Here is a 21,895-nt window from a genome sequence, read left to right as displayed (position 1 = left end):
CGGTTGTCATGGCGCTGGGGAGAAGAACTTCAGCGCCTGCGGGGTGACTTGGACATATTTTGCTTCAGGTTGCCCATTGTCCATGTTTCGGTAAATCTGGCCGCACACCATGCGATCCAGGAAGTAGCCTGTAAACTTCTCGCAGACCCTGTTTCCATGCAGTTCCACCGTTCCGGTGATGTTGGTGTTGGCGCTGCGGTAGGCGGTGTTTCCCGCGTTATCGAAGAACTGGACAAAAGCCGTTCCGTTCTTGTGCTTTCCGTTCCAGGTCTTGTCGTTTATCAGATCACGCAGGGCATTCTCGCGTACCTGATCGGCCTCCTTGCCGGCAAATCCGAAAGGCCAGTTCGGAATTCCTGCCGCCCGCAACCCTTCCAGATGATGTTTCAGGTCGTCCTCGCGCCAATAATCATAGAGGTAGCTGTAGTAGGTGAGGTTGCTCTCGGGGAAGAGCGCAAGAAGCTTTGTCTTCTCCTCGGTGGCGCGATCTTGATCTCCTTCGAAACTATAGGCAGAAGTCAAGTATTCCCGTGCGGCCTCGGCATTCGGCAAAGCGTCACGCGCTCTCTCTAGCAGCGGAATCGCCCGGCTGTTTTCCCGCGCGGTGTAGAACACGATGCCCGCCAACAACCGAAAACTAGGTGAAGGTGTAGGATCGAGCCGCAACGCCCGTTCCATTTCGGTGACTGCTTCGTCGTGCTTTCCCGTATAGGCTAAAATCAATGCCAGATTGCCAGATGCCTCGGCGCTGTTGGGTTGCGCCTCCACAGCGCGATTTGCTGATTCACGCGCTTCCGCGACACGTCCGTCGACAAGTTGAAGAAGCGCGAGGACGGTGTGAGCGCGCGCATTGTTGGGATCCAGCTTGAGCGCTTGCCCGGCCGCGTCATATGCAATCTTGCGTGCCACCGCCGCTGACCACAGGAAATTGTAGTCGTTGCGCCAAACATCCACTGCGACGCGCGCGATGCCGGCATGTGCGTCGGCAAAGTCTGGATCGAGATCGATCGCCTTTTGATAGTAGGATAGCGTTCGGCGGTAGGTGTTAACATCGCCGTAGGTTAGGCCTTCATGTTCCGCTCTGATGTAGTAGTCGTAAGCCTCGAGATTGTCAGTTGGCATCCGCTCGATCTGATTGCGCTCGCCTTCGGTGAGTTCCACTTCCAGCGCGGAGATTATTTTGCCTGTTACATCGTCCTGAACTGCGAACAGATCGGCATATTGGCGGTCGTAGCGTTCAGCCCAGGTGGAAAGCCCCGTCAGCGCGTCTATGAGTTTGACATTGATGCGTAACCTCGGGCCCGCCCGCTGCAACGTGCCCTCGAGCACATAGTGAACGCCGAGTTCAGCCGCTACGTCCTGGATACTGCCCATGTCACTTTTCATGGCGAAGACCGAATGTCTGGCAATCACGAAGAGCCCCGACACTTTGGATAGCTCGGTGATCAGGTCGTCGGTCAATCCTTCCGCCAGATGATCCTGTTCTGAATCGCCACTGACATTAATGAAGGGGAGCACCGCTACCGAAGGCTTTTCGGGAAGTGGATAGGCGAAGCGTTGGATGAGTTTCGGCGCCTGGGTGAAATCCCAAATCGGCTGCCAATAGACCGCAGCGCCAGCAAAAATCAGCAGCACAGCGGCAACAGCGGCCACGCGCCGAGGCAAACCTTTCCAGCGAGTAGAGGATGAGTGAACACTACCAGGTTCGCCGACGACCCGATATACACGGATAGGCTCGGCAATGCCCCGCACCTTCTGCCTTCCCAATGAGACATAGCCGAGGTTTAGTTTGGTCTTGACCTGATCATATGTTGTGCCTGAAATCGCAATGCCGCCTGGCTTGGCTAGGGTCTGCATGCGAGCGGCAATGTTGACACCATCCCCATGAATGTCTTCGCCTTCGACCATGACGTCGCCAAGATTGACTCCGATGCGAAACTCAAGTCGAGCCGACGCCGGAACCGAAGCATTTCGCAAAGCCTTCTCGCGCTGAATCTCGGTTGCGCAATGCAGGGCATCGACCACACTGTGAAATTCGACAAGCAGCCCGTCGCCCATCGTCTTAATCAGCCGGCCGTGATGTTCAGCGATTTTAGGGCCAATGAGCTCATCCAGATCCGCCTGAAAATAGTGGCGAGTAGCCTCTTCGTCGATCTGGCTTAGACGACTATATCCAGCGACGTCAGCGATCAGAATTGCTGCAAGACGACGCTCCATTCCTTCCTCGCGCGCGGCGATGATTATCCAACATCATACCGCAAGTTAACGGGCGAAGCCATGAGGCTTAGAATACAGCGATGATCATCGCTGCAATCAACCAGTTCCCATCGCGAGCGAAGGCTAATCGATTGGACGTCAGTCGTCCGAAAGTGCGGGCACATTTGGGTTCAATAGTGGACGCCCCTGTGTGATATTCGACCGCCTGTCGGCAAACGCAGGCCTTGTCAGCGTCGTTAGTTTGTTGCGCGAGGCATAAAGCCCGTGCGTAGTGCGTGCGCCCAGTCAGGCCGGTTGTTGATTTCAGCCCGGCGTGCGGCGGCTTCGTGGTCATAAGTAAGGGCAAGGAACATTACCGCGGGATCTTTACCGTCTGCGACATCAATGAGTGCATAGCGGGCATGTGGTGTACCGGATTCTGAAACATGAGCCTGCCCGGTGGGGTCAAAGTAAGCAGGACAGCCAACGCTTCCAGGATTTATGACAGTAGTTCCACCAGGAAGTCGCACTAGATCCGGCCGATGACTATGGCCTAGCAAAACGAGTTTTGCCTCGGACGGCCCCAGGCGCCTGACGATTTTGTCGATTGGAGCACGCACCAGAATACCCGATACCATGTCGTCCAGCACATACCGATCATCGTAAGTCGGCGTGGCATGAAAGCCGACAACGCCGGGGGCAAACTGAAGGCTGAAGGGGAGCTGACCAAGAACTTTGCGCTTAGCTTCGCTTAACTCAAGAAACGCGAACCGGTCGGATGCATCTGTCTTAGTTGAATCGAAAGCCGCGACCTGACGATCGTGATTACCTCTTACCGTCGGCGCACCAAGTCGTTCGAGGCGCTCAAATGTTTCACGCGGCCATAAGGGGCCGGAAACACAATCGCCAAGATTGACGATCAAGTCAGCTCCGCGGCTGCTGACATCATCAAGCACAGCTTCGAGCGCTGAGATGTTTCCGTGAATGTCGGCGAGAACAGCAATACGCATAAGCGGAGCATACTACCCTCGATATCCACATGCAATTGGAGGAGGTTGAACCGGGTGCGGACAGGCGACGATCAGGAACTTGGGCACTTGGACGCGGTTGTGGCCAGTCGGTAGACGACGGCCGTAAAGGTGACGGTGATGGAGACCGGTCCAACGCACCTGAATAAGCGAATGGCGGGTTGAGATGGCATTCAGTAAAGGCTATCTGGCCGTATCTGCAAGCGGACCCTCCGCGAACACAAGGCGCATTCCTGCATGATCCCAGATTTCCTCGTCACCCATTCCGGTGGCTTCCACGCCGATGAACTGCTGTCCAGCGTCATCCTGACCCGGCTTTTCCCGAAGGCACGTCTCATCCGGAGCAGGAAGCCGGAATGGATCACACCCGGCGCAGATCGCATCATCTATGACGTAGGCGGTGTCTATGACGCCGCAGAGCGGATTTTCGATCACCACCAGCGCGGCGCGCCACTGCGCGACGATGGCCAGCCGTTCAGTTCCTTCGGATTGATCTGGAAGCACTATGGCTGTGATTATCTTGCCGTTTCGGGTCTGCCTGAAGCGCATGTCGAGGCGGTGCACGCCTCTTTTGATGCCAGCTTTGTGCTGCCGGTCGATCTGGTGGACAATGGTGCACTTAGCCCCGCCGTTGCCGGACCGCTGGCGGGTCTCACTTTACCGGCTTTGCTCGAAACCTTGAAACCCGTTTTCGACGAAACGGATCCCGAAGCCGATGATCGAGCGTTTCAGGCGGCCTTGGCCATTGCCCGCAGTTTCGTCGAAGCCAGGATAGCCGGCAGCGCAGCAAAACTTCGGGCCGAGGCGATTGTGCATCAGGCCATCGAGGATACAGGTCAGGGGCGTGTTCTGGAGCTCCCAATGGGAATGCCCTTCCGTGCGGCCATTGTGAAGGCCGGCGCCGATCACCTGCTGTTTGTCGTTCATCCACGTGACAATGATTGGTGCCTGACCGGCATCCGCCGCGCGGACGAGGGGTTCGAGCTTCGGGCCGATCTGCCTGCAGCCTGGGCGGGTTTGAGCAATCGTGATCTGGAGATGGCTTGCGGCGTAGAAGGTGCGAGTTTTTGCCACAATGGCCGTTTCATCGCAGCCGCCAGGACCCGCGAGGCTGCTATCGCCATGGCCGAGTTGGCGGTAAGGGAGGCTATCTCCATCGGCCTTTGAGTGATGCTGCGCAAAGTTCCCGGCACCAGGGGGCCAGCATAAGCCCCCATCAAAATCGAAATGCGTGCGCCCCTCATGGCATGAGCTAGGGCAGGGCAAGACTGCGAACTAACCACGCACAAAACAGCCGGGCTCACCGCCTGGTACGGCCGCGCCACCACACCCGCAGAGCTGCTCCACTTCATCGCGGGGTGGCTTTACGTTCTTTTAGGGCAGGGGAATCGTGTGCCATGTGCCAATCATATGCCCGACACACGCGCAAAACCTCGGGAAAAGCCGTAAATATCAGTAAGTCAATGCAAATGACTTACGCCATCTGAGTGCCGGTATTATGCTGATTTTATTTATTATTTGTGGTGAGAGCGATGGGATTCGAACCCATGACCTACTGATTAAAAGTCAGTTGCTCTACCGGCTGAGCTACGCTCTCCCTGGCAGCGGATTCTTGTGCTGCGGAAGTGGGCGATACATATGCGAAGCGCCTTTTGCCGGTCAACCCTATAATGAACTATTTTTCCAATTCCCTGCGGCAAATTTGCGTTCAAGAAACTGTGACTGGCGCCCAGATGGGTGTTTGGCTAAACAAACCAGCGCATTGCACGTTTGCCGGAGTTGTCGTTGGCCGTTACAGAGATCACCTATTGGAGTGCGATTGCCGCGGGCGCGCTGTCGTTCCTTTCACCCTGCGTTCTGCCGCTGGTGCCGCCTTATCTCTGTTACATGGCTGGTATTTCCGTCGAGGAATTCAAGGCGCCCGATAGCTCCGCTCAGCCCGACCGGACGCCGCGCCGGGCTGTCATGCTGGCCTCGCTGTTCTTCACGCTGGGTTTTGCCACCGTCTTCGTTTCGCTTGGCGCAAGCGCCACCACCATCGGCATGATGCTGCGCCAGCATATGGTGCTGCTCGCGCAGATCGGCGGCGTCATCATTATTGCCATGGGCCTGAACTTCCTCGGCCTGTTGAAGATCCCCTTCCTGTCGCGGGAGGCTCGGTTCCAGTCGGGTGGCCAGCCCGCCACGTGGACTGGCGCCTACATCATGGGGCTGGCATTCGCATTTGGCTGGACTCCCTGCATCGGGCCGATTCTGGGCGCAATTCTTGCCGTTGCCGCTTCCCAGCAAACCGTTGGCGATGGCGCCATGTTGCTGTCGATCTATTCGCTCGGTCTGGCGGTGCCCTTCTGGCTCGCAGCGGCGTTTTCGGGGGCATTCATGGCTTTCCTGATCCGCTTTCGCCGTCACCTCGGTCTGATTGAAAAGGTGATGGGAACGCTTCTGGTGCTGACCGGGCTTGCGTTTATTTTCGGTTTCATCGGTGATGTCGCCATCTGGTTTCAGCAGACCTTTCCGATTCTGATGAAAATCGGCTGAGACGCTTTCGGCGGGCGTAATCGATGGCGGAAATTTCAGCACTGGTGCTGCCGTTCTTTGGCCTGATCCTGCTTGGCTACGGGGCTGGCAAAGTTCGCAAGCTTGGGGAAGAATCGCTCGGTTGGCTCAACTTCTTCATCATTTACATTGCCCTGCCGGCTTTGTTCTTCAAGATCATCGGCCGCACGCCGGTTGAACAACTGACCCGTTTCGACTTCATCCTGACAAGCCTTGCGGCCACTTATTCGGTGTTTGCCGTGGTGTTTGTCTCGGGCCGGGTCTTCAGGCGCAATCCGGTCGGCGAATCGACTCTGCAGGGCCTGGCGGCTGCCTATGGCAATATCGGCTATCTCGGCCCTGGTATCGCGTTTGCTGCATTCGGCGAAGCAGCGGCCCTGCCGCTCGCACTGATCTTTGCCTTCGAGAATCTGATCCATTTCACCATTGCACCTGCGTTCATGGCATTCGATGGCCATGAGAAGCGGCCACCGCTGGTGCTGGCGAAGGACGTGTCGCTGAAAATCGCGCTGCATCCGTTCATCCTGGCGACGCTCGCCGGATTTGTCGCGGCTTTTACCAGATTCGAGGCGCCAATCGCGCCGCAGACGATGATCGACAATCTGGCGCAGGCCGCCGCACCCTGTGCGCTGTTTGCCATGGGTGTCACGCTGGCTCTTCGCCCGCTGAAGCGCGTACCGGAAGAGATACCGTACATCGTGCCGGCAAAACTGATCGCGTTGCCGGTCGTGATGTATCTCTACATGAGCGCTTTTGGTAATTTCCCGGCCGTCTGGGTCGAAACGGCCTTGTTGCTGTCGGCCTTGCCGACCGCGACCAATGTTTTTGTCATTGCCCAGCAATACGATGTCTGGCGGGAGAGGGCGTCGGCCACCGTGCTGATCACGACGATTATCTCGGTGTTGACTGTCTCGGCTTTGCTCTACCTGCTGAAATCAGGCGTGCTTCCGATCGATCTTTTTCCGTAGGAAGTCCGGAAAACCTCTCAGGGCCCGGCCAGGCGAGACGCCTTCCTGCATCAGGAAGTGCCTAAGCGGCGCAACGGAGGAGAGCACCTGCAAACCCGCGGCCCGGAGCATCTGTACCGGCAGGAATCCCGACAACAGAGAGCGGTTGAGCAGGTCGATGCCCGCTGTCCGGGTCAATATGTCTGCACGCCTGCGACGGTCATAGGCGTCGCCGATCGAAAGATTGCGGCCAGCCGCTTTTGCCTCGCCTGCCAGCCCTACCGCCGTCTCTATGTCCCTGAGGCTGAGATTGAGGCCCTGCGCGCCGATTGGCGGGAAGACATGAGCGGCTTCGCCAATGAGAATGGCATTGTGCTTGCCGAAGTGCTTGGCTGTCATGGCGGAAAGCGGCCACGCCTGTGGTCGTGTTTCGATCCGCACCTTGCCGAGCATGGATTGCATGCGTGTTTCTATGCGGCGGTTGAGGGCTTCATCGGTCATGTCGACCAGAGCTGCCGCTTCCTGCGGAGTAACAACCCAGACAAGGCTCGAACGTCGGCCGGATAGCGGCACCTGGGTAAACGGCCCTGTTGCAGTATGGAATTCCGTCGACGTATTGTTGTGTGCCAGATCGTGGCTGAAATTCAGCACGACCGCCGTTTGTGGATAGTTGGTAACATGCACGTCGATACCGGCAGACTTGCGGATCAACGATTGCCTGCCGTCTGCACCAACGACTAGTCCGGCCTGGATCCTCTCGCCATTGGTGAGCGTCAGTTCGGCTTTTTCACCGCCGAGCACTGCGTTGTTGACGCCGGCGGAAATCACTTGAAGGTTCGGTTCGGCAGCCATCGCCTCGTTCAGGATGGCCAGAAACGGCGCATTGGGAATGTTCTGGCCAAATGCCTCCAGGCCGATTTCGCTGGCGCGAAAGGCGACGGTGGGCGCACGAAGCAATCGGTCGGTGCCATCGATAATCTGCATCGTTGCAAGTGGCGTTGCATGCTCGCTCACCTTGTCCCAGATTTCCAACGCCTTCAGGAAGCCAATGGAGTTTTCCATGAGTGCCGAGGTGCGTGCATCGTTCCTGATAGTCTCGGGGGTCACGAGCGCAGTCCGGAAGCCCTTGCGTGCAAACGACAAGGCTGCGATCGATCCGGCAAGGCCGCCGCCAATCACTGCAATTTCAAAAGCTTCCATGGGTAATACTCCGCGCAATTTTGCACCGAGTCTAGTCCGTCGGTGGGCAAAAAGCCATGGGCCGAATTGGCGCAGCCAGCGTGACGATCAATCCTGACGGCCACCTTGCAAAAGCCTGAGATGCGTCGGACGGTGACCAAAAGGCCTAGTCATGGGCTTGTCGATGTAGAAACTGTCATCCTCCAAGTCATCCAATTCCTCCGCTTCCGGGACGGCATCGTGAAGGATGGTGATAGCCGTGGCCTCGAGCCGCCTGCCGAGAGAGTAAGGCGATCGAACAGCCGAGACCGCCGACAGGGAGCCGATAATGCGGTCGCAGACGCTTGGAGTGGAGCGCAGGGGAAGCAACAGCATTTCATAGTCCGCAGCGCTTACCTGGTCTGAAATGCCTCGCACATCAACCAGCATCGGGACCCGGGTTGCGAGAATGGTGTCGAAGGACAGCTTCATTTTGTGCAGGTCGCGGGTGCGCCAGAATCGCAGGAATTCCTCACCGCGAACTTCCTGGCCGAGCACCTGACAGACGCGCGTGCCCGCAAGCCTGAACCGCACGTGGCCATCCATGCCTTTTTCGAGAATGAAGATGTCGGGAAGTTCAGTCTTCAGCTGGGAGGGGTCTATCGCCGATCGCAGGGGAGCTGTGTCGCGACCGCGAACCCAGGTAAAGTATCTCAACAGTGTCTGTGTCGTTTTGTGACGGATTTTCATTTCGGTACGTCCTATGCCCGCAGAACAGTCGGAATTCAGGGCTTCTAGGATAGGCGACGCGAAAATCGTGCCAGGGCAGGGGGCGCCACCACCCGGATCGCGTTAAGGTTAAAATTGGGTTTCGATTGCCACGATCCGGTCCAAATGGCATGCTACACGTCATATCAGGAAGGGAAACCTTCAGCACAACTTGTCCGGTCAGACCTCCATAATGTCGATCGTGCCGTCCGCAAACTTTGCTGGACGGCATTTTTTTTGCTGATATGACCGGGCAATCCCTGCGGCTCGGAGTTTTTTGCATTGGAAAATCAGGTTGAGAATGAAGGCGCGAGGCGCGTTTCCGAACCGGTGTTCAATATCCCGGGCATTCTGGTGGCCTTCGTCGGCGCCATGGTCGCCATTCACCTTGCCCGCGAATACATCCTTTCAGCCGAACTGGACAACAGGTTCGTGATGTTAATGGCGTTCCTGCCCGCGCGTTACCTTTATCCGTTGTTCGATCAGGACGCTGGCTGGTTCGTCGGTCCCGTGGGCTATTCCTTTCTGCATGGTGGATTCATTCACCTGATTTTCAACTGCGCCTGGCTTCTCGCCTTCGCAAGCCCACTTGCCCAGCGCATCGGCAGCGTGCGGTTCGTCGTTTTGTGGATTACCTCAGCGGTGGCAAGCGCCTTCTTTCAAGCCTATGTGACAGATTTTGCCAATGTGGTGCTCATCGGAGCATCCGGGGTAGTGTCGGCGACTTTTGGCGCTGCATGTCGTTTTTCTTTACCTCTGTCTGGCACCCCGGCGATGCGCTTTTCTCAATACGCCCCCAGGCTTGGCATTATCGAAGCTTTGACCCACCGCTCTGTGATCATGTTCATCATCGTGTGGGCCCTTTCCAATGCGCTCGTCGTTTACGGCGCCGGCGTGCCTTCGAATGGCAACTACAACGTCGCATGGCAGGCGCATGTCGGTGGCTTCCTCTTTGGGTATCTGACGTTTGGTCTTTTTGATCGCAAGGCGCAGCGCTAACCTATATTAGTGCTTTTTCTTGCATTCGCCTGTTTTCAGGCGCACCATCGCTCCGTCGACGGTGGCATGCTCGGAATTGTCCTGCTCCCGAAGTGCCACCTATTTGTCGCTACCCGTGCGAGGAGGAGTGTTGCATGAGTGTGAAGGCTATCCTGGATGAAAAAGGTCGGAACGTCCTGACTATCGGGCCACAGGCCTCCGTTAGAGACGCCGCCAAACTGCTTAATGACAATCACATCGGCGCCGTGATCGTCATTGATCGCGGTGATCACATCGCCGGCATTCTCGCCGAGCGCGACATCGTTTCGGCAATTGCCCGCCAGGGCGTTGATTGTCTCGAAAAATCCGTATCATCCATCATGTGGCCAAATGTCTACCGTTGCCGCGAAGAGACGACAATTGGCGAGTTGATGTCGCTGATGAGCGCCAAGCGGGCACGACATGTGCCGGTCGAGAAGAACGGTCATCTGGCCGGGATTATTTCCATCGGCGATGTCGTCAAGGCACATATCCGCGCCATTGAGCGCGAAGCTGAGGAAATCAAAGCCTATATTGCAGGTTGACCATTTAGCGGCCGCAGAATTTCAATGGCTGCGGCCCAACTTTCATCAAAAAGCGCGGATGACTTCCTGCATCCGCCTGATCTCACTGATCTTGCTTTTGACTTCCTCATAGCCACGATCGATGAGTTCGGAGGCCCTATGGAACTCCGACAGCCCGATGTCGGACAGTCGTGGTTGAAGTGCGAGGTCCGGGGGATCACCGGCAAGGCGTGCGCGCGATATCCGATCCTGAATGATATTGAACGCCTCGACCATGACGCTCGTCACGCCGAGGTTGACGCTCTTGCCGCGGTCTCCCTCGCGTTCGAACTGGCGCTCCAACTTGTCGGCCTTGGCTGAGTGCTTCACCACCGCCGACCGGCCATAGAGGTCGTAGTGAAGATTGATTGCCACCACCAGTGGCTGCTCGTAAGCGCGGCATACCGAAACGGGAACGGGATTGACCAGTGCGCCGTCCACCAGCGTCCGGTTGTTGCTGTATACGGGTTCAAAAATCCCCGGAAGAGCATAGGAGGCACGGATTGCGGTAATCAATGAGCCGGTTTCGATCCAGACCTCGTGACCCGTACGAATTTCCGTTGCAACAGCGATAAAGGGGCGATCCAGCCCTTCAATAGACAATCCTTCGAGATGCTCCTGCATACGTCGCGTCAGCCGCATGCCGGCAAAAAGGCCGCCGCCGCCGATTGTGAAGTCGAGCAGCGCCGCCATGCGGCGCATGGTTAGCGATCGGGCGAAGGTCTCCAGTTCATCGAGTTTTCCGGCCAGATAGCATCCGCCCACCAGGGCGCCGATCGAAGTTCCGGCGATCATGCCGATTTCTATGCCTTCTTCATCGAGCGCCTTGAGCGCGCCGATATGTGCCCAGCCACGGGCCGCACCGCCGCCAAGTGCCAGCGCAATCTTCGGTTTTGGCTGTTTCGATTTTTCGATCGTTCCCGGTACTCCGGCAATCGTGCTGACGCCCTGTTCCAGAGAGACCGGTGGGTCGTTCGGACGGTGTAAATTCCAGTTCAGCATGACTTGATATCCTACGCTGGCTGAACAACTTGCATGTAAGACATTAGTTGCGCAAACAGGTTAAGGAAAATCAAAGAATCTTTCAGCCTGTACAGAATTGAAGCAAGGCGCCAAGTCTTGACTTAAGCTTTGTATACTTCCGAGGGAACAAAGTGGCGATGTTCGTCGATGGAGATCAGGCGCGGAACGCCGTCTGTAATCCGCACCGACCGATAGAAGCAGGATCTGCGTCCGGTATGGCAGGTCGCATCGTGTCCGGCCACCCTTACCTTGATAAGCAAGGCGTCCTGGTCGCAGTCCGTCAGCACGTCGACAACGGTCTGGAGATTTCCGGAAGTTTCGCCCTTCTTCCAGATCTTGCCCCGGGAGCGGCTGAAGTAATGGGCAATTCCCGTATCCAGCGTCAGCATCAGTGCTTCGGCATTCATATGGGCGACCATCAACAGCGCATTGTCGTCCGCATCGGTGACAACGGCCGTGATCAGGCCGTTGGCATCGAACTTCGGCGTAAAGGAAGTACCTTCCTCTAGCGCAAGCTTATCCCGGGAGGGGGCGTCGAATTCGATCGTCATCGATTACAGCGGACCGTAGCCGCGCAGCATCGACATGAACCGAGCCTGCTCGCGCGGATCCTTCTTGAACGCCCCGGTAAATGTGGTCGTCATTGTGGATGCGCCGAGTTTCTTGACGCCGCGCATGGCCATGCACATGTGATCGGCCTCGATCAGCACTGCAACGCCGCGTGGCCTGAGGGTGTCGTCGATAGCCTTGGCAATCTGTGCGGTCATGGCCTCCTGCGTTTGCAGGCGCTTGGCGAAGATGTCGACCGCGCGAGCGATCTTCGAAAGACCGAGTACACGACCGTCCGGCAGGTAGGCGACATGCGCCTTGCCCATGATCGGCACCATGTGATGTTCGCAATGCGAGAAAAACGGAATGTCGCGCACCATGACGATATCGTCATAGCCGGCCACTTCCTCGAACATACGGCCAAGGACTTCCTCGGCAGAATCATGATAGCCTGAAAACAATTCGCGGTAGGACTTCACGACCCGCGCAGGGGTGTCAAGCAACCCCTCGCGGTCGGGATCCTCGCCGATGTAGCGCAACAGGGTGCGAACCGCATCCTCGGCTTCTTTCTTTGTGGGTTGGTGGGGTACATCGTCCTCACGGGCGAACTTCTTCACTACTGCATCCATGAACGGCCTCTTGATTCCTTCCCGGAATCTTGATCATCTAAATCGGACTACTCGCCGCTGGCCATTCACCTGTCCCTGCAGGCATGGGTTCCGTTGGCGGGTTCCGGGGCCTCGGGCCCATCGTCTCAGTGACGGTCCTTCGGCACGGTTTCCCAAACAACAGGCTACCGATTGCTCTTGCAAATCTGTCGCCCCATCGCGACATACAATATAGTAACGGATAGTCCGTGGCAAAGGGGGGCGTTGCCTTTTTAAGGGATACGGCGGAATATCCTGCCCGGTTCGCACCGTACAACGAAATATTGCGATAAGAACTGTGACAAGCCATGGATGACATCTACAATACGAAGATCCTCGAATTTGCGGGAAATATTCCGCTGATTGGCACGCTGGCGGCGGCTGACGCGGTGGCGCAGGCGCACTCAAAGCTCTGCGGATCCAAGGTCAAGGTCTGGCTGAGGATGGATGGAGAGGTGGTCAGTGCTTTCGCACATGATGTCAAGGCGTGCGCTCTGGGCCAGGCATCATCGTCAATCATGGCGCGGCATGTGATCGGCGCGTCGCGCGACGAGTTGAAGCAGGCGCGCATCGACATGCTGGCCATGTTGAAGGACAATGGCGAGGGACCTGTCGGGCGCTTTGAGGACATGCGGTTTCTGCGCCCGGTCAAGGACTACAAGGCGCGTCATGCGTCGACCATGCTGACGTTCGATGCAGTTATCGATTGTCTTGGCCAGATCGAGGCGGCCCGCAATGTGCAGCCAGCCTGATTGCGGGCATACCGGGTCCGGGGGCATAAAGCAGAAAGGCCGCAATTGGTCCGGCCCTTTCCCGAAGACACCGCAGCGTTTGTTCGGCATGGGCTTCATCCGGCTTTACCAACTCACCCTGTCTAGCCTTGTCGGCAGTTCGTGTCGGCATATGCCGACTTGCTCCGAATTCGGTTACGAGGCGATTGCGCGTCACGGTCTGTGGGCGGGCGGCTGGATGACGTTATTTCGTGTGGTGCGATGCGGTCCCGGCGGTACTTGGGGCGTCGATCCTGTACCTGAGCGGTTGGAGAGCCGCATGCACTGGTATTTTCCCTGGACGTACTGGCGCCAAAAGCCGGTAGGCAATTGATGGCCACCTATGTCGCGCTGCTTTACTCTGTCATAATCGATCGGAAGCGTCGTGTCGCGATGGCCGATCTTCGTCGCGTCGCCGAGAAGCTCGGGTTTGGCAATACAAGAACGCTGGTCTCGACCGGCAATCTGATTTTCGAAGCCGACGATCAACCGGTAAGCGACATTGAAGCAGCTTTAGAGGCCGCCTTTGCGGCGTTCCATGGCAAGCATGTGGATATCATCATCCGGAATGCAGACAGGTGGCGTGTATTGATCGCCGCAAACCCTTTTCCTGACGAGAGTGCCAGCACACCCGATCGGGTTGTCGTGCGCGTCATGCGGCAACGTGCCGAAGAACAGGTTCTGGATCGCTGTAGACGCGTCCAGGCAAACGGTGAGCAAGTCTGCCTTGTCGATGGCGATCTGTGGATCGCATTTGCTGGCAAACCGAGCGAGTCGAAGTTGCCTGGCGTGCTGGCACCGGGCCGTATGGGCGGAATTGGCACGACGCGAAACTGGAACACTGTCAGACGGCTGGGAGAGATGCTGGACTCTCGCTGCTGAGGTCGATCCTCTCAATTCGAAGCAACGCTTACCTGGACTGATGGACGAGCGAGGCTACTGTTTTGGATGAAAGCTCCTTGATGAGCTTCCGCTTGATGGCAGCGCGGTAGTCGGCAAAGCTGGGTATGTCCATGACAAAAGAATCGGCTCCGACAATCACGTCCTTGCGATAATAGCCGGCGAGATCGCCAACGTCGTCGGAAACAACCAATGCATTAATTGTGACGCCCATCTCCTTCGCTCGCTGGCGTGCCGCTGGCAACGATGCAACTTGCCGACGTTTGGGCGCAATCGTTTCCTTCCCATCGCCGGAGACGTTGATGATCGATCTGGCTGCGCAAATCAGCGGGTTTGATAACAGGTCAAGCGCGCTCCATATACCGCTACCGATATCGGTGTTGCCGAACACGAGACGTTGGTTGTTTTCCATTGCGCGGGCGAACGGCTCCGCATCACGACGTCGCGACACGACAAACCAGTCGAGCTTCTGGGTTGAAAAATCTCCATCGCCCCAGAATACGGTCGACAGCGCCACAACCCCTGCTTTGTTCAGTGCGGAGAGTACTTCTTTATCCCGGAAAGCATCTGCTATCGCAAACTTCTGAAACGCATACTCCTGTTCAGTGATGCTGCCGGATCCATCGACCGCCAGTACAAGAGCTATGTCAACACAACTGCGTGTCTGGGAATGTGCCGTTTGCACCATAAGTAGAACAGTAGCCAGGGCGAACAGATGCTTGCACATTTTCGCAAATCCTAGTCTAGTTGTAACTGAAACCTCGTCGAGGGGGATTATGTCAGTCGTTCGCTTCCCCGGCGTTATAGCCACGTTACAGGCTCGTTAATTTCCTCCTGGGGAAGTGAGAAGATGGGTTTCGTGCTGCGCCTATTCGGCCGTTTCCAGCTGCTCGCCGCGACCGGCGAGAGCATCGCTATCGGCTCGCGGAAGCACCAGGCGCTTATCGCTATGCTGGCCCTTTCTAATGGACGGCCGATATCGCGGTCGAAACTGGCCGGCACCCTTTGGGCCGAACGCACGGAGGATCACGCACGCAACAGTCTACGGCAGGCGTTTTTCACGATCCGGCACGCCATGGAGGGACATGGCGCTGAACCTTTCATGTTCGACAATGAAGCAGGTTGGGTGCAAGACGGTGAGTTGGTCACCGATGTTCAGGCTTTGGTGGCTGCAGCCGCAAGCGGACTGCTGCCGGAAAGGCTGGATTACTATGAGGGGGAATTTCTCGAAGGTCTGAATTTTTCGGACGAAACGCTTGAAGTGTGGCTGCGCAGCGAGCGTGACCGACATCATGATCTGCTGTTCGATTGTCTTATGCGGATTGCCAATAGCCTGGAGAAATCCGGCGACAAGGAACAGGCCGTGGCGGCGGCTCGTTGCCTGCTGCGGCATGACCCCTATCATGAACCGTCCCACAGGATAGTGCTGCGCAATTATCTGTCGCGCGGCGAACGGGCACGAGCCATCCGATATTACGAAACCCTCGGCGCGCAATTCAAGGCCGATCTTGACGTTATACCCGATGCGGAGACCCGGCAGTTGATCGCTGGCATCCGCAACCCGCGGGATCCGACACAACGGAACTATCTTGCCAGCGGCAAACCCAGACTGGCCATCCTGCCAATCGTCAGCCTATCCGACCGTGGCGACGACAGCCACGTGGCTGAATCCCTCACACGAAAACTGATCGGGGAAGTGGGCCGGTTCTCTCCGATTTCAGTCGTTGCCGCCGCGACCATGCTTGCGTTCAAGGCACGCGAACATACGGTGGAAGAGATCGGAGCGCTCGTCAGCGCTGATTACATTCTCGAAATCGCTTTCCAAGGGCTAGGCGAAACTGGATGGACCCTGGCACAACTGGTTTCGGTCCACAGTGGTACGCAGATATGGAGCCGCAAGTATTCGGGCGAGAATGCAACCTCCATGGCCGGGCAGGACAGACTGGTACGCAAGATCAGCGGTAACCTCTTTCAGATCCTGATGAAACATGCCAGCGAAAGCTCCAGCGTGGATGGCGCGGAAAAGGTTACCGACGGAAATCTCTACCTCAAGGTTTTCCATCACGTTGAGCGGCCGACATTGACCGGGATGATCCGAGCCCGGCGGCTGTGCAACCGCATTCTCACCATTGATCCAGATCATGTACTGGTTCGCGAGAGCCTTGCCTGGATCAATTTCCATTCCAGCTTCAATGGCTGGCTCGGCAACCCCATACGCGCTTTCATGCAGGCGCGCGATATTGTGACGGCCGGACTGCAGATCGATGACCGGGAACCTTACCTGTTGAGTGCTTTCGGTCTGGCCGAGACCTATCTTGGCAATATCCGGGCGGGTCTCGACGGGCTGACGAGGGCGGTTGATCTGAACCCCAATGATGGAGAGTTCCACACCTGGCTGGGGATTGGACTGACTTATGCGGATCGGATCGAGGAGGCGCATGCGGCCTTCGATCAGGCAGATCAGGTCAGCCCCGATTACCATCCGATTTTTCTTTTCCGAAGCGACGCCTGTATTGCTTCGGGCAACTACCACGACGCGATTGCATTTCTTGATCGTTTCCTGACCGTTCTTCCGGAATACAACTGGGCGCGCCTGCTGCGGGCGGCCGCGCATGAAGCCATCGGGAATTCCGATGAGGCCCGGTTGGGCGTGGCCGAAGTCAGGCAGAACAACCTCCTGCTCAACGGTCGGTACATAGAGCAACTGCTGCTGGCGCGGGGGCCGTATTTTCGCGAGCGACTCTGGCCCATGCTCGAGGCCGCGGGGCTGCCCTGGTCGAAATAGATGCTGCCTTGCGGGCAGTTTTTAGCGATTTTCTTAATCAGCCGGCAATTTCTTTGCTGTCCACAGTGTGCTCATTCGAAAGACATGCTGGACAATGACATGCTGCAATTCAAGACCTCCTCAGGCACTGTATCCGTTAACAACTGGGGTTACCAACTTCAGGGCGCTGGCGGAAAACCTCTCGATCCCGGTCTTCTCGCCTCGGCGACCCATGACCTGCTCGTGATCGACGCCTCGCGCGACGGCAGCGACGCAAACCGGTTTACAGTCGACGAAATCGCCCGCATGAAAGACGGCATGGGCGGACGCTCCGTCGTCGTGTCCTATATTTCCATTGGCGAGGCCTCCGATTTCCGCGACTACTGGCAGTCGGATTGGACGGTCAACGGCCGAGCCACCGGAAGACTGACCGATGCGGCGCCCGACTGGCTGGGGCCGGTCAACCCGGACTGGCCGGAATCCCGGAAAGTGCGCTACTGGGATCAGGACTGGCAGAACATCATGTTCAACGACGACAAGACCGGCGATATCGACCACATCGTCAAGGCCGGTTTTGACGCGGCCTATCTGGATATCGTCGATGCCTACTATTTCTGGGGCGCGGAGGTGAAGCCGGGCCAGCGCCAGACTGATGATCCCAAAAACGAGAAGCAGGCGGCGCAACGAATGGTCGACTTCATCGTCGACATGACAAAGCACGCGCGCGAAACCAATGAAGACTTCTTCGTCATCCCGCAGAACGGTGCGTGGATCATCGATGCGCTCGGCTCCGATACTGCGCGCATGGAAAAGTATCTCGACGTGATCGGCGGCATTGCCGTGGAAGATCTCTACTATCGCGGCGGCAAGGACGAGAACAATGCACTGAGGCCTGACAAGCAGACTATCAAGGTCCTGCAGCGCGATTTCATCGACAACGGCATACCGGTTTTCGTCGTCGACTATATCAGCGGCAAGAAGCGGGTCGAAGCGTTCAACGAGATGGTGCTGAAGGACGGGTTCATTCCGTTTGCGGCGCCACACCGCGATCTCGACAAGCTAATTGGCACCCATGACGGCGAGCCGGCTTACATCAAGCCGAGTGAACGGGTCGACAATTTGCGCGGCTCGAACCTTGCCGAAACGGTCGATGGGCTGGGCGGCAATGACAGGATCGACGGGCGCGACGGAAATGATCGGCTTTTCGGCGGGGCGGGCGATGACCGGCTGCTGGGTGGCGACGGCAACGATCGGCTGAATGGTGGGCTGGGCAAGGATCGGTTGACTGGAGGGGCAGGAGCCGACCAGTTCGTGTTCGACACCAAGCCCGGCAAAGCGAACATTGACACGATCGTTGATTTTGAAGTGGGGCAGGACAGCATCCGGCTTGATTACAAGATTTTTGCGGGTCTCGATGATGGCCCGCTGCCTGCATCCGCGTTTGTGGTTGCGACGCAGGCGGTCGATGACGATGATCGCATCATCTACAACAGCGAAACCGGCGCACTTTACTACGATGCCGATGGCTCCGGTAGCGGCAGCCGAGTGCAGTTTGCCGCGTTGGCGCCGGGCCTTACGTTGACCGAGAGCGACTTCACGGTGTTTTGAGAAGGGATGCAGTACGAGGCCGCGGTGGCGCCTGTTTACCGATGCGGCAGGCACCATGCATTCCAAACACCTAATTAACCTGTGCCATGGTTCCGGATTTGGTGTACAATGGCACCATGACCGAGGTTCAGGCTTTGTTTGACGTGCTGCGCCAATCGGCGCAGCCGGACGTCGCGGATGCTATGGAGCGATTGGTGCGCGATGCACCCGACCGCAAGCTTAACCGTGTCAACGCGCTTGCCTTCGCTGCCAGCGAAGGCCTCGATGAAGAGCAGACGATTGCCGGTTTTCTGCATGCGTCGCGTCTGGGCCTGTTCGATTTGTCCTGGAACATCCTCTGTCCTGGCTGCGGTGGCGTGCTCGACGCCAACACGTCCCTGAAAACGGTGCATAGCACGCAGTATACGTGCGAGCTCTGCGCTGCCGGCTATGAGCCGACACTGGACGAAATGGTCGATGTGACGTTCACGGTCAGTCCGCGCGTTCGACGTATAGAAGCCCATAACCCGCACCAGCTGCCGCCGCTGGAATATTTCCGCCAGATGCACTGGGGCTCGGGGGTCGATCTGCCGGAGGACGACTACGAGGCGATCATCGACGAGTTCATTATCGAGGTGCTCGAACTGCCGCCCGGGGAAAAGGCCGTCATCTCGCTGCAGCTTCCCGAGGGGATCGCCATCGTCTTCGAGCCGGTGACGCACGCCGTGCAATTCCTTGACGTGAAGGGTGAGCCGACCAAGGAACGGCGGATCATCCCCATGGTGTTTGACCGGAATCAGGCCCACAGCGACATGTTGACGGTCCAGCCCGGGCCGGTGCGTATCCAGGTGGAGAACCACGCGGAGGTTCGGACCCTGCCATCCGTCTGCCTCGTCAACGATGCGCTACACAGCATGTTGAACCGCCGGCGACCGTTCCTGACCGCCAAACGCCTTCTCAGTAACCAGACATTCCGCGATATCTACCGGACCGATACGATCGATGTCGACCAGCGATTGAAGATCACCAGCCTGACTTTCCTGTTCACCGATCTCAGGGGCTCCACGGCGCTCTACGAACGCGTGGGCGACCTTGCTGCCTTCGACCTCGTCAGGGCGCATTTCAGTGTGCTCAACGAAATCGTCGCCGAAGAGGCGGGCGCGGTGGTCAAGACCATTGGCGATGCCGTGATGGCGACGTTTACCACGTCTGACCGGGCCGTCGCCGCTGCCATCAGGATGCGGGAAGCAATGCGTAGGCTCAACACTGAGCACGGCAACGAGGATCTGCTGTTGAAAATCGGCATCCACGAAGGCCCCTGCATTGCGGTCAGCCTCAACGAGCGCCAGGACTATTTCGGCCAGACGGTCAATATAGCCTCGCGCGTGCAAAATCTCGCGACATCGCGGGAGATCTTCGCCACCGGCTCTGTGCTCAAGGATCCGCACACATCCAGCCTGTTGACGGATCGCGGTCTCAGTCCCACGTCGCGCAATGTGGCTCTTCGCGGAATTACCAACGAAATCGCGGTATTTGCGATACCGTGAACCGGCCGCCCAGGTCAGCGTCCACGGAGGGGAACTGGCGCTATGAGCGAGACGCGGAAAATAGCGGCGATCCTGGTTTCGGATGTTGTCGGCTACAGCCGCTTGGCCGGAGCCGACGAGGACCGTATCCTGGCCCGGCTCAGAACCCTGCGCAGCGATCTGATCGATCCGACCATTGCCGTGCATAACGGCCGCATCGTCAAGCGCACCGGCGACGGCAGCCTCATCGAGTTCCGCAGCGTCGTCGATGCCGTTCGCTGTGCGATCGAGGTTCAGCAAGCCATGCTTGAGCGCAATGCCGGCGTCGCGCCGGATCGATGCATAGAATTCCGCATCGGTATCCATCTCGGCGACGTGGTGGAAGAAAGCGATGGCGACCTCATGGGCGACGGTGTCAACATCGCCGCGCGTTTGCAGACCATAGCCAAGCCAGGGGCGATCTGCCTGTCGGAGGATGCCTACAGGCAGGTCAAGTCGAGACTGGATCTCCCAGCCGCTGATTTGGGCGAAACACAGCTGAAGAATATAGCCGATCCGATCCGGGTCTATGCGCTTGAGGTTGGCGGTGATACGCCAACGAAGCCGGCGGCGACGGCATCTTCCCGCATTGCCGGAAGACCACCCGTGGCACTGGCAGCATCGGACAAGCCTTCGATCGCGGTGCTTGCGTTCAACAATATGAGTGGCGATGCCGAGCAGGAGTATTTCTCCGATGGCATCAGCGAAGACATCATCACCGATCTCTCCAAGTTTTCGGGGTTGCATGTGATCGCCCGCAATTCCTCCTTCGTCTATAAGAATGCCGTTGTCTCCATACCTGATGTTGCCCAGGCGCTGGGCGTGCGCTACGTCCTCGAAGGCAGCGTCCGCAAGGCAGGCAACAGGATCCGGGTCACCGCGCAGTTGATCGACGCCAACGACGGAGGCCATGTCTGGGCCAGCCGGTTCGATCGTGACCTCACCGATATTTTCGCCGTCCAGGACGAGCTTACGCAGGAGATCGTGGCGGCGCTCAAGTTGAAGCTTGCGCCGGGCGACCAGGATCGGTTGACGGGCGCGCACGCCGTCAATGTGGAGGCCTATGAATTCTACCTGCGCGGTCGGGTACTGGCCATGGCACACAGCCATGCAGGCAACATCGAAGCGCGCCGTCTGGTGGAAGCCGCAATCGCCATCGATCCGCACTATGCGGCGGCCCACGCGCTGATTGCGTTCACCCACGTGCTTGATTACGTCAACGCCTGGGGTACGGACCCCGAGCGCGCCCTGCAAATCGGTTTGGAACTGGCGCAACGCGCTGTGGCGATGGCCGAAGATCAGCCGGAAGGCTACTTCGGGCTGGTCGTGGCCTGCATGTGGAGCCGGCAGCTGGACCGGGCACAGGCGGTGGTGGAGCGGGGGCTTGCGCTGGCACCGAACTCCGTCGGACTGCTGATGGCGAAGGCGCATGTGCAGATATTTGCTGGCGACCCGGCTGGCGCGCTCGAGACGCTGAATGTAGCGGTGCGGCTCGATCCCCACTATCCGGAGGTGCTGCTGCAGTTTCGCGCCGATGCCCTGTTTTCGCTCGGAGATTACGAGGGGACGATCGAGGTGATCCAGCAACGGCTTGCCCGCAATCCGCGCTCGGATCTCGCCTATGCGCTGTTGGCATCGTGCTACGGTCATCTCGGACGAAAGGAAGAATGCCGGCGGGCCTGGGAACGGGTGTTCGAGTTCAATCCCGAATTTTCTGTCGAGCGCCGCCGCCGTATCCTGCCGTTCCGGAATGCAGAAGATTTCGAGCGCCGCCCCGAAGGCCTGCGCAAAGCCGGGCTGGCGGTGTGACATGCGGCGGGTTCGCCGGCGAAATCGCGAACGCATGCGGCATATCTG

Annotated in this window: 20 protein-coding genes and 1 tRNA gene; 12 read left to right on the top strand and 9 right to left on the bottom strand. The window is 57.9% G+C overall.

Annotated elements, in window-relative coordinates:
* Positions 1-6: 6 nt before the first annotated feature.
* Both JJB09_RS13515 and JJB09_RS13510 read right to left on the bottom strand, forming a co-directional pair.
* Positions 7-2,217, bottom strand: a complete 2,211-nt coding sequence (locus JJB09_RS13515; protein WP_201658796.1) for an adenylate/guanylate cyclase domain-containing protein — start codon at positions 2,215-2,217, stop codon at positions 7-9.
* A gap of 236 nt (positions 2,218-2,453) precedes the next feature.
* Positions 2,454-3,206 carry a metallophosphoesterase family protein gene (locus tag JJB09_RS13510; protein ID WP_201658793.1) on the bottom strand — a complete coding sequence of 251 codons (753 nt, stop codon included), beginning with the start codon at positions 3,204-3,206 and terminating at the stop codon, positions 2,454-2,456.
* 255 nt (positions 3,207-3,461) lie between these two features.
* On the opposite strand from JJB09_RS13510, the gene JJB09_RS13505 reads away from it, so the two are divergent.
* Positions 3,462-4,391 carry an MYG1 family protein gene (locus tag JJB09_RS13505; protein WP_201658790.1) on the top strand — a complete coding sequence of 310 codons (930 nt, stop codon included), beginning with the start codon at positions 3,462-3,464 and terminating at the stop codon, positions 4,389-4,391.
* Between the two features lie 354 nt (positions 4,392-4,745).
* Here the strand turns inward: JJB09_RS13505 and JJB09_RS13500 are convergent.
* A tRNA-Lys gene (locus tag JJB09_RS13500) sits at positions 4,746-4,821 on the bottom strand.
* 188 nt (positions 4,822-5,009) lie between these two features.
* Between JJB09_RS13500 and JJB09_RS13495 the strand changes: the two genes are divergently transcribed.
* Together JJB09_RS13495 and JJB09_RS13490 are read left to right on the top strand one after the other, a co-directional pair.
* Positions 5,010-5,762, top strand: coding sequence for a cytochrome c biogenesis CcdA family protein (locus tag JJB09_RS13495; protein WP_201658787.1), 753 nt, complete (start codon positions 5,010-5,012; stop codon positions 5,760-5,762).
* A 23-nt stretch (positions 5,763-5,785) separates the two neighbouring features.
* On the top strand, positions 5,786-6,748 hold the full coding sequence (locus JJB09_RS13490; RefSeq protein ID WP_201658784.1) for an AEC family transporter: 963 nt from the start codon (positions 5,786-5,788) through the stop codon (positions 6,746-6,748).
* On the opposite strand, the gene JJB09_RS13485 is transcribed toward JJB09_RS13490, so the two are convergent.
* Positions 6,716-7,927: a UbiH/UbiF family hydroxylase gene (locus JJB09_RS13485; protein WP_201658780.1), complete on the bottom strand. Its 1,212-nt coding sequence runs from the start codon at positions 7,925-7,927 to the stop codon at positions 6,716-6,718. The two genes, JJB09_RS13490 and JJB09_RS13485, sit on opposite strands and share 33 nt — an antisense overlap.
* 87 nt (positions 7,928-8,014) lie before the next feature.
* Positions 8,015-8,635 (bottom strand): PAS domain-containing protein, encoded by a 621-nt coding sequence (locus JJB09_RS13480; protein ID WP_201658777.1) that lies wholly within the window; start codon positions 8,633-8,635, stop codon positions 8,015-8,017.
* 300 nt (positions 8,636-8,935) lie between these two features.
* On the opposite strand from JJB09_RS13480, the gene JJB09_RS13475 reads away from it, so the two are divergent.
* Both JJB09_RS13475 and JJB09_RS13470 read left to right on the top strand, forming a co-directional pair.
* Positions 8,936-9,652 carry a rhomboid family intramembrane serine protease gene (locus tag JJB09_RS13475; protein ID WP_201658774.1) on the top strand — a complete coding sequence of 239 codons (717 nt, stop codon included), beginning with the start codon at positions 8,936-8,938 and terminating at the stop codon, positions 9,650-9,652.
* 134 nt (positions 9,653-9,786) lie between these two features.
* A complete protein-coding gene (locus JJB09_RS13470) occupies positions 9,787-10,215 on the top strand; it encodes a CBS domain-containing protein (protein WP_201658771.1) in 429 nt (142 codons plus the stop codon).
* A gap of 45 nt (positions 10,216-10,260) precedes the next feature.
* Here the strand turns inward: JJB09_RS13470 and JJB09_RS13465 are convergent, their stop codons facing one another.
* From JJB09_RS13465 to folE, 3 genes are all read right to left on the bottom strand, one after another.
* Entirely contained in the window at positions 10,261-11,235 is a 975-nt protein-coding gene (locus JJB09_RS13465; RefSeq protein WP_201658768.1) for a patatin-like phospholipase family protein, read from the bottom strand.
* Positions 11,236-11,357: 122 nt separating this feature from the next.
* Entirely contained in the window at positions 11,358-11,807 is a 450-nt protein-coding gene (hisI, locus tag JJB09_RS13460; protein ID WP_201658764.1) for a phosphoribosyl-AMP cyclohydrolase, read from the bottom strand.
* 3 nt (positions 11,808-11,810) lie between these two features.
* A complete protein-coding gene (gene folE / locus JJB09_RS13455; protein ID WP_201658761.1) occupies positions 11,811-12,434 on the bottom strand; it encodes a GTP cyclohydrolase I FolE in 624 nt (207 codons plus the stop codon).
* A gap of 326 nt (positions 12,435-12,760) precedes the next feature.
* On the opposite strand from folE, the gene JJB09_RS13450 reads away from it, so the two are divergent.
* Genes JJB09_RS13450 through JJB09_RS13440 form a run of 3 tightly spaced genes read left to right on the top strand, consistent with a single transcriptional unit; the run spans position 12,761 to position 14,104 of the window.
* Complete coding sequence (locus JJB09_RS13450) at positions 12,761-13,204, top strand: iron-sulfur cluster assembly scaffold protein (RefSeq protein ID WP_201658758.1); 444 nt, start codon at positions 12,761-12,763, stop codon at positions 13,202-13,204.
* Positions 13,188-13,556: a membrane protein insertion efficiency factor YidD gene (gene yidD / locus JJB09_RS13445; RefSeq protein WP_201658755.1), complete on the top strand. Its 369-nt coding sequence runs from the start codon at positions 13,188-13,190 to the stop codon at positions 13,554-13,556. Before JJB09_RS13450 ends, yidD begins: the two co-directional genes overlap by 17 nt.
* Entirely contained in the window at positions 13,556-14,104 is a 549-nt protein-coding gene (locus JJB09_RS13440) for a DUF1697 domain-containing protein (RefSeq protein WP_201658752.1), read from the top strand. The genes yidD and JJB09_RS13440 overlap by 1 nt, the downstream gene beginning before the upstream one ends.
* Before the next feature lie 28 nt (positions 14,105-14,132).
* Here JJB09_RS13440 and JJB09_RS13435 read toward each other — a convergent pair whose 3' ends face one another.
* On the bottom strand, positions 14,133-14,849 hold the full coding sequence (locus JJB09_RS13435; RefSeq protein WP_201658749.1) for a DUF1194 domain-containing protein: 717 nt from the start codon (positions 14,847-14,849) through the stop codon (positions 14,133-14,135).
* A gap of 123 nt (positions 14,850-14,972) precedes the next feature.
* On the opposite strand from JJB09_RS13435, the gene JJB09_RS13430 reads away from it, so the two are divergent.
* The 4 genes from JJB09_RS13430 to JJB09_RS13415 all read left to right on the top strand — a co-directional run bounded on the left by JJB09_RS13430 (position 14,973) and on the right by JJB09_RS13415 (position 21,847).
* Complete coding sequence (locus JJB09_RS13430; protein WP_201658746.1) at positions 14,973-16,907, top strand: BTAD domain-containing putative transcriptional regulator; 1,935 nt, start codon at positions 14,973-14,975, stop codon at positions 16,905-16,907.
* A gap of 99 nt (positions 16,908-17,006) precedes the next feature.
* The gene (locus JJB09_RS13425; protein ID WP_201658743.1) at positions 17,007-18,494 is read left to right on the top strand and encodes an MJ1477/TM1410 family putative glycoside hydrolase; all 1,488 of its coding nucleotides are present in this window, start codon (positions 17,007-17,009) and stop codon (positions 18,492-18,494) included.
* A gap of 116 nt (positions 18,495-18,610) precedes the next feature.
* Positions 18,611-20,020, top strand: coding sequence for an adenylate/guanylate cyclase domain-containing protein (locus JJB09_RS13420; RefSeq protein WP_201658739.1), 1,410 nt, complete (start codon positions 18,611-18,613; stop codon positions 20,018-20,020).
* A gap of 42 nt (positions 20,021-20,062) precedes the next feature.
* Positions 20,063-21,847: a tetratricopeptide repeat protein gene (locus JJB09_RS13415; RefSeq protein WP_201658736.1), complete on the top strand. Its 1,785-nt coding sequence runs from the start codon at positions 20,063-20,065 to the stop codon at positions 21,845-21,847.
* Positions 21,848-21,895: the final 48 nt, after the last annotated feature.

Origin of the sequence: Phytoamicus setariae, assembly GCF_016722925.1 — a bacterium.
In the GTDB taxonomy this organism is placed as follows: domain Bacteria; phylum Pseudomonadota; class Alphaproteobacteria; order Rhizobiales; family Rhizobiaceae; genus Rhizobium_E; species Rhizobium_E setariae.
Note: the sequence above shows the minus strand (reverse complement) of the source record. Positions and strands in the feature narration are given on the sequence as shown.

Bases quoted from the DNA above. Each gene is read 5' to 3' on its own strand.
- JJB09_RS13515 (WP_201658796.1), bottom strand. From the start codon at position 2,217: ATGGAGCGTCGTCTTGCAGCAATTCTGATCGCTGACGTCGCTGGATAT.
- JJB09_RS13510 (WP_201658793.1), bottom strand. From the start codon at position 3,206: ATGCGTATTGCTGTTCTCGCCGACATTCACGGAAACATCTCAGCGCTC.
- JJB09_RS13505 (WP_201658790.1), top strand. From the start codon at position 3,462: ATGATCCCAGATTTCCTCGTCACCCATTCCGGTGGCTTCCACGCCGAT.
- JJB09_RS13490 (WP_201658784.1), top strand. From the start codon at position 5,786: ATGGCGGAAATTTCAGCACTGGTGCTGCCGTTCTTTGGCCTGATCCTG.
- JJB09_RS13485 (WP_201658780.1), bottom strand. From the start codon at position 7,927: ATGGAAGCTTTTGAAATTGCAGTGATTGGCGGCGGCCTTGCCGGATCG.
- JJB09_RS13480 (WP_201658777.1), bottom strand. From the start codon at position 8,635: ATGAAAATCCGTCACAAAACGACACAGACACTGTTGAGATACTTTACC.
- JJB09_RS13470 (WP_201658771.1), top strand. From the start codon at position 9,787: ATGAGTGTGAAGGCTATCCTGGATGAAAAAGGTCGGAACGTCCTGACT.
- JJB09_RS13465 (WP_201658768.1), bottom strand. From the start codon at position 11,235: ATGCTGAACTGGAATTTACACCGTCCGAACGACCCACCGGTCTCTCTG.
- hisI (WP_201658764.1), bottom strand. From the start codon at position 11,807: ATGACGATCGAATTCGACGCCCCCTCCCGGGATAAGCTTGCGCTAGAG.
- folE (WP_201658761.1), bottom strand. From the start codon at position 12,434: ATGGATGCAGTAGTGAAGAAGTTCGCCCGTGAGGACGATGTACCCCAC.
- JJB09_RS13450 (WP_201658758.1), top strand. From the start codon at position 12,761: ATGGATGACATCTACAATACGAAGATCCTCGAATTTGCGGGAAATATT.
- yidD (WP_201658755.1), top strand. From the start codon at position 13,188: ATGTGCAGCCAGCCTGATTGCGGGCATACCGGGTCCGGGGGCATAAAG.
- JJB09_RS13440 (WP_201658752.1), top strand. From the start codon at position 13,556: ATGGCCACCTATGTCGCGCTGCTTTACTCTGTCATAATCGATCGGAAG.
- JJB09_RS13435 (WP_201658749.1), bottom strand. From the start codon at position 14,849: ATGTGCAAGCATCTGTTCGCCCTGGCTACTGTTCTACTTATGGTGCAA.
- JJB09_RS13430 (WP_201658746.1), top strand. From the start codon at position 14,973: ATGGGTTTCGTGCTGCGCCTATTCGGCCGTTTCCAGCTGCTCGCCGCG.
- JJB09_RS13425 (WP_201658743.1), top strand. From the start codon at position 17,007: ATGCTGCAATTCAAGACCTCCTCAGGCACTGTATCCGTTAACAACTGG.
- JJB09_RS13420 (WP_201658739.1), top strand. From the start codon at position 18,611: ATGACCGAGGTTCAGGCTTTGTTTGACGTGCTGCGCCAATCGGCGCAG.
- JJB09_RS13415 (WP_201658736.1), top strand. From the start codon at position 20,063: ATGAGCGAGACGCGGAAAATAGCGGCGATCCTGGTTTCGGATGTTGTC.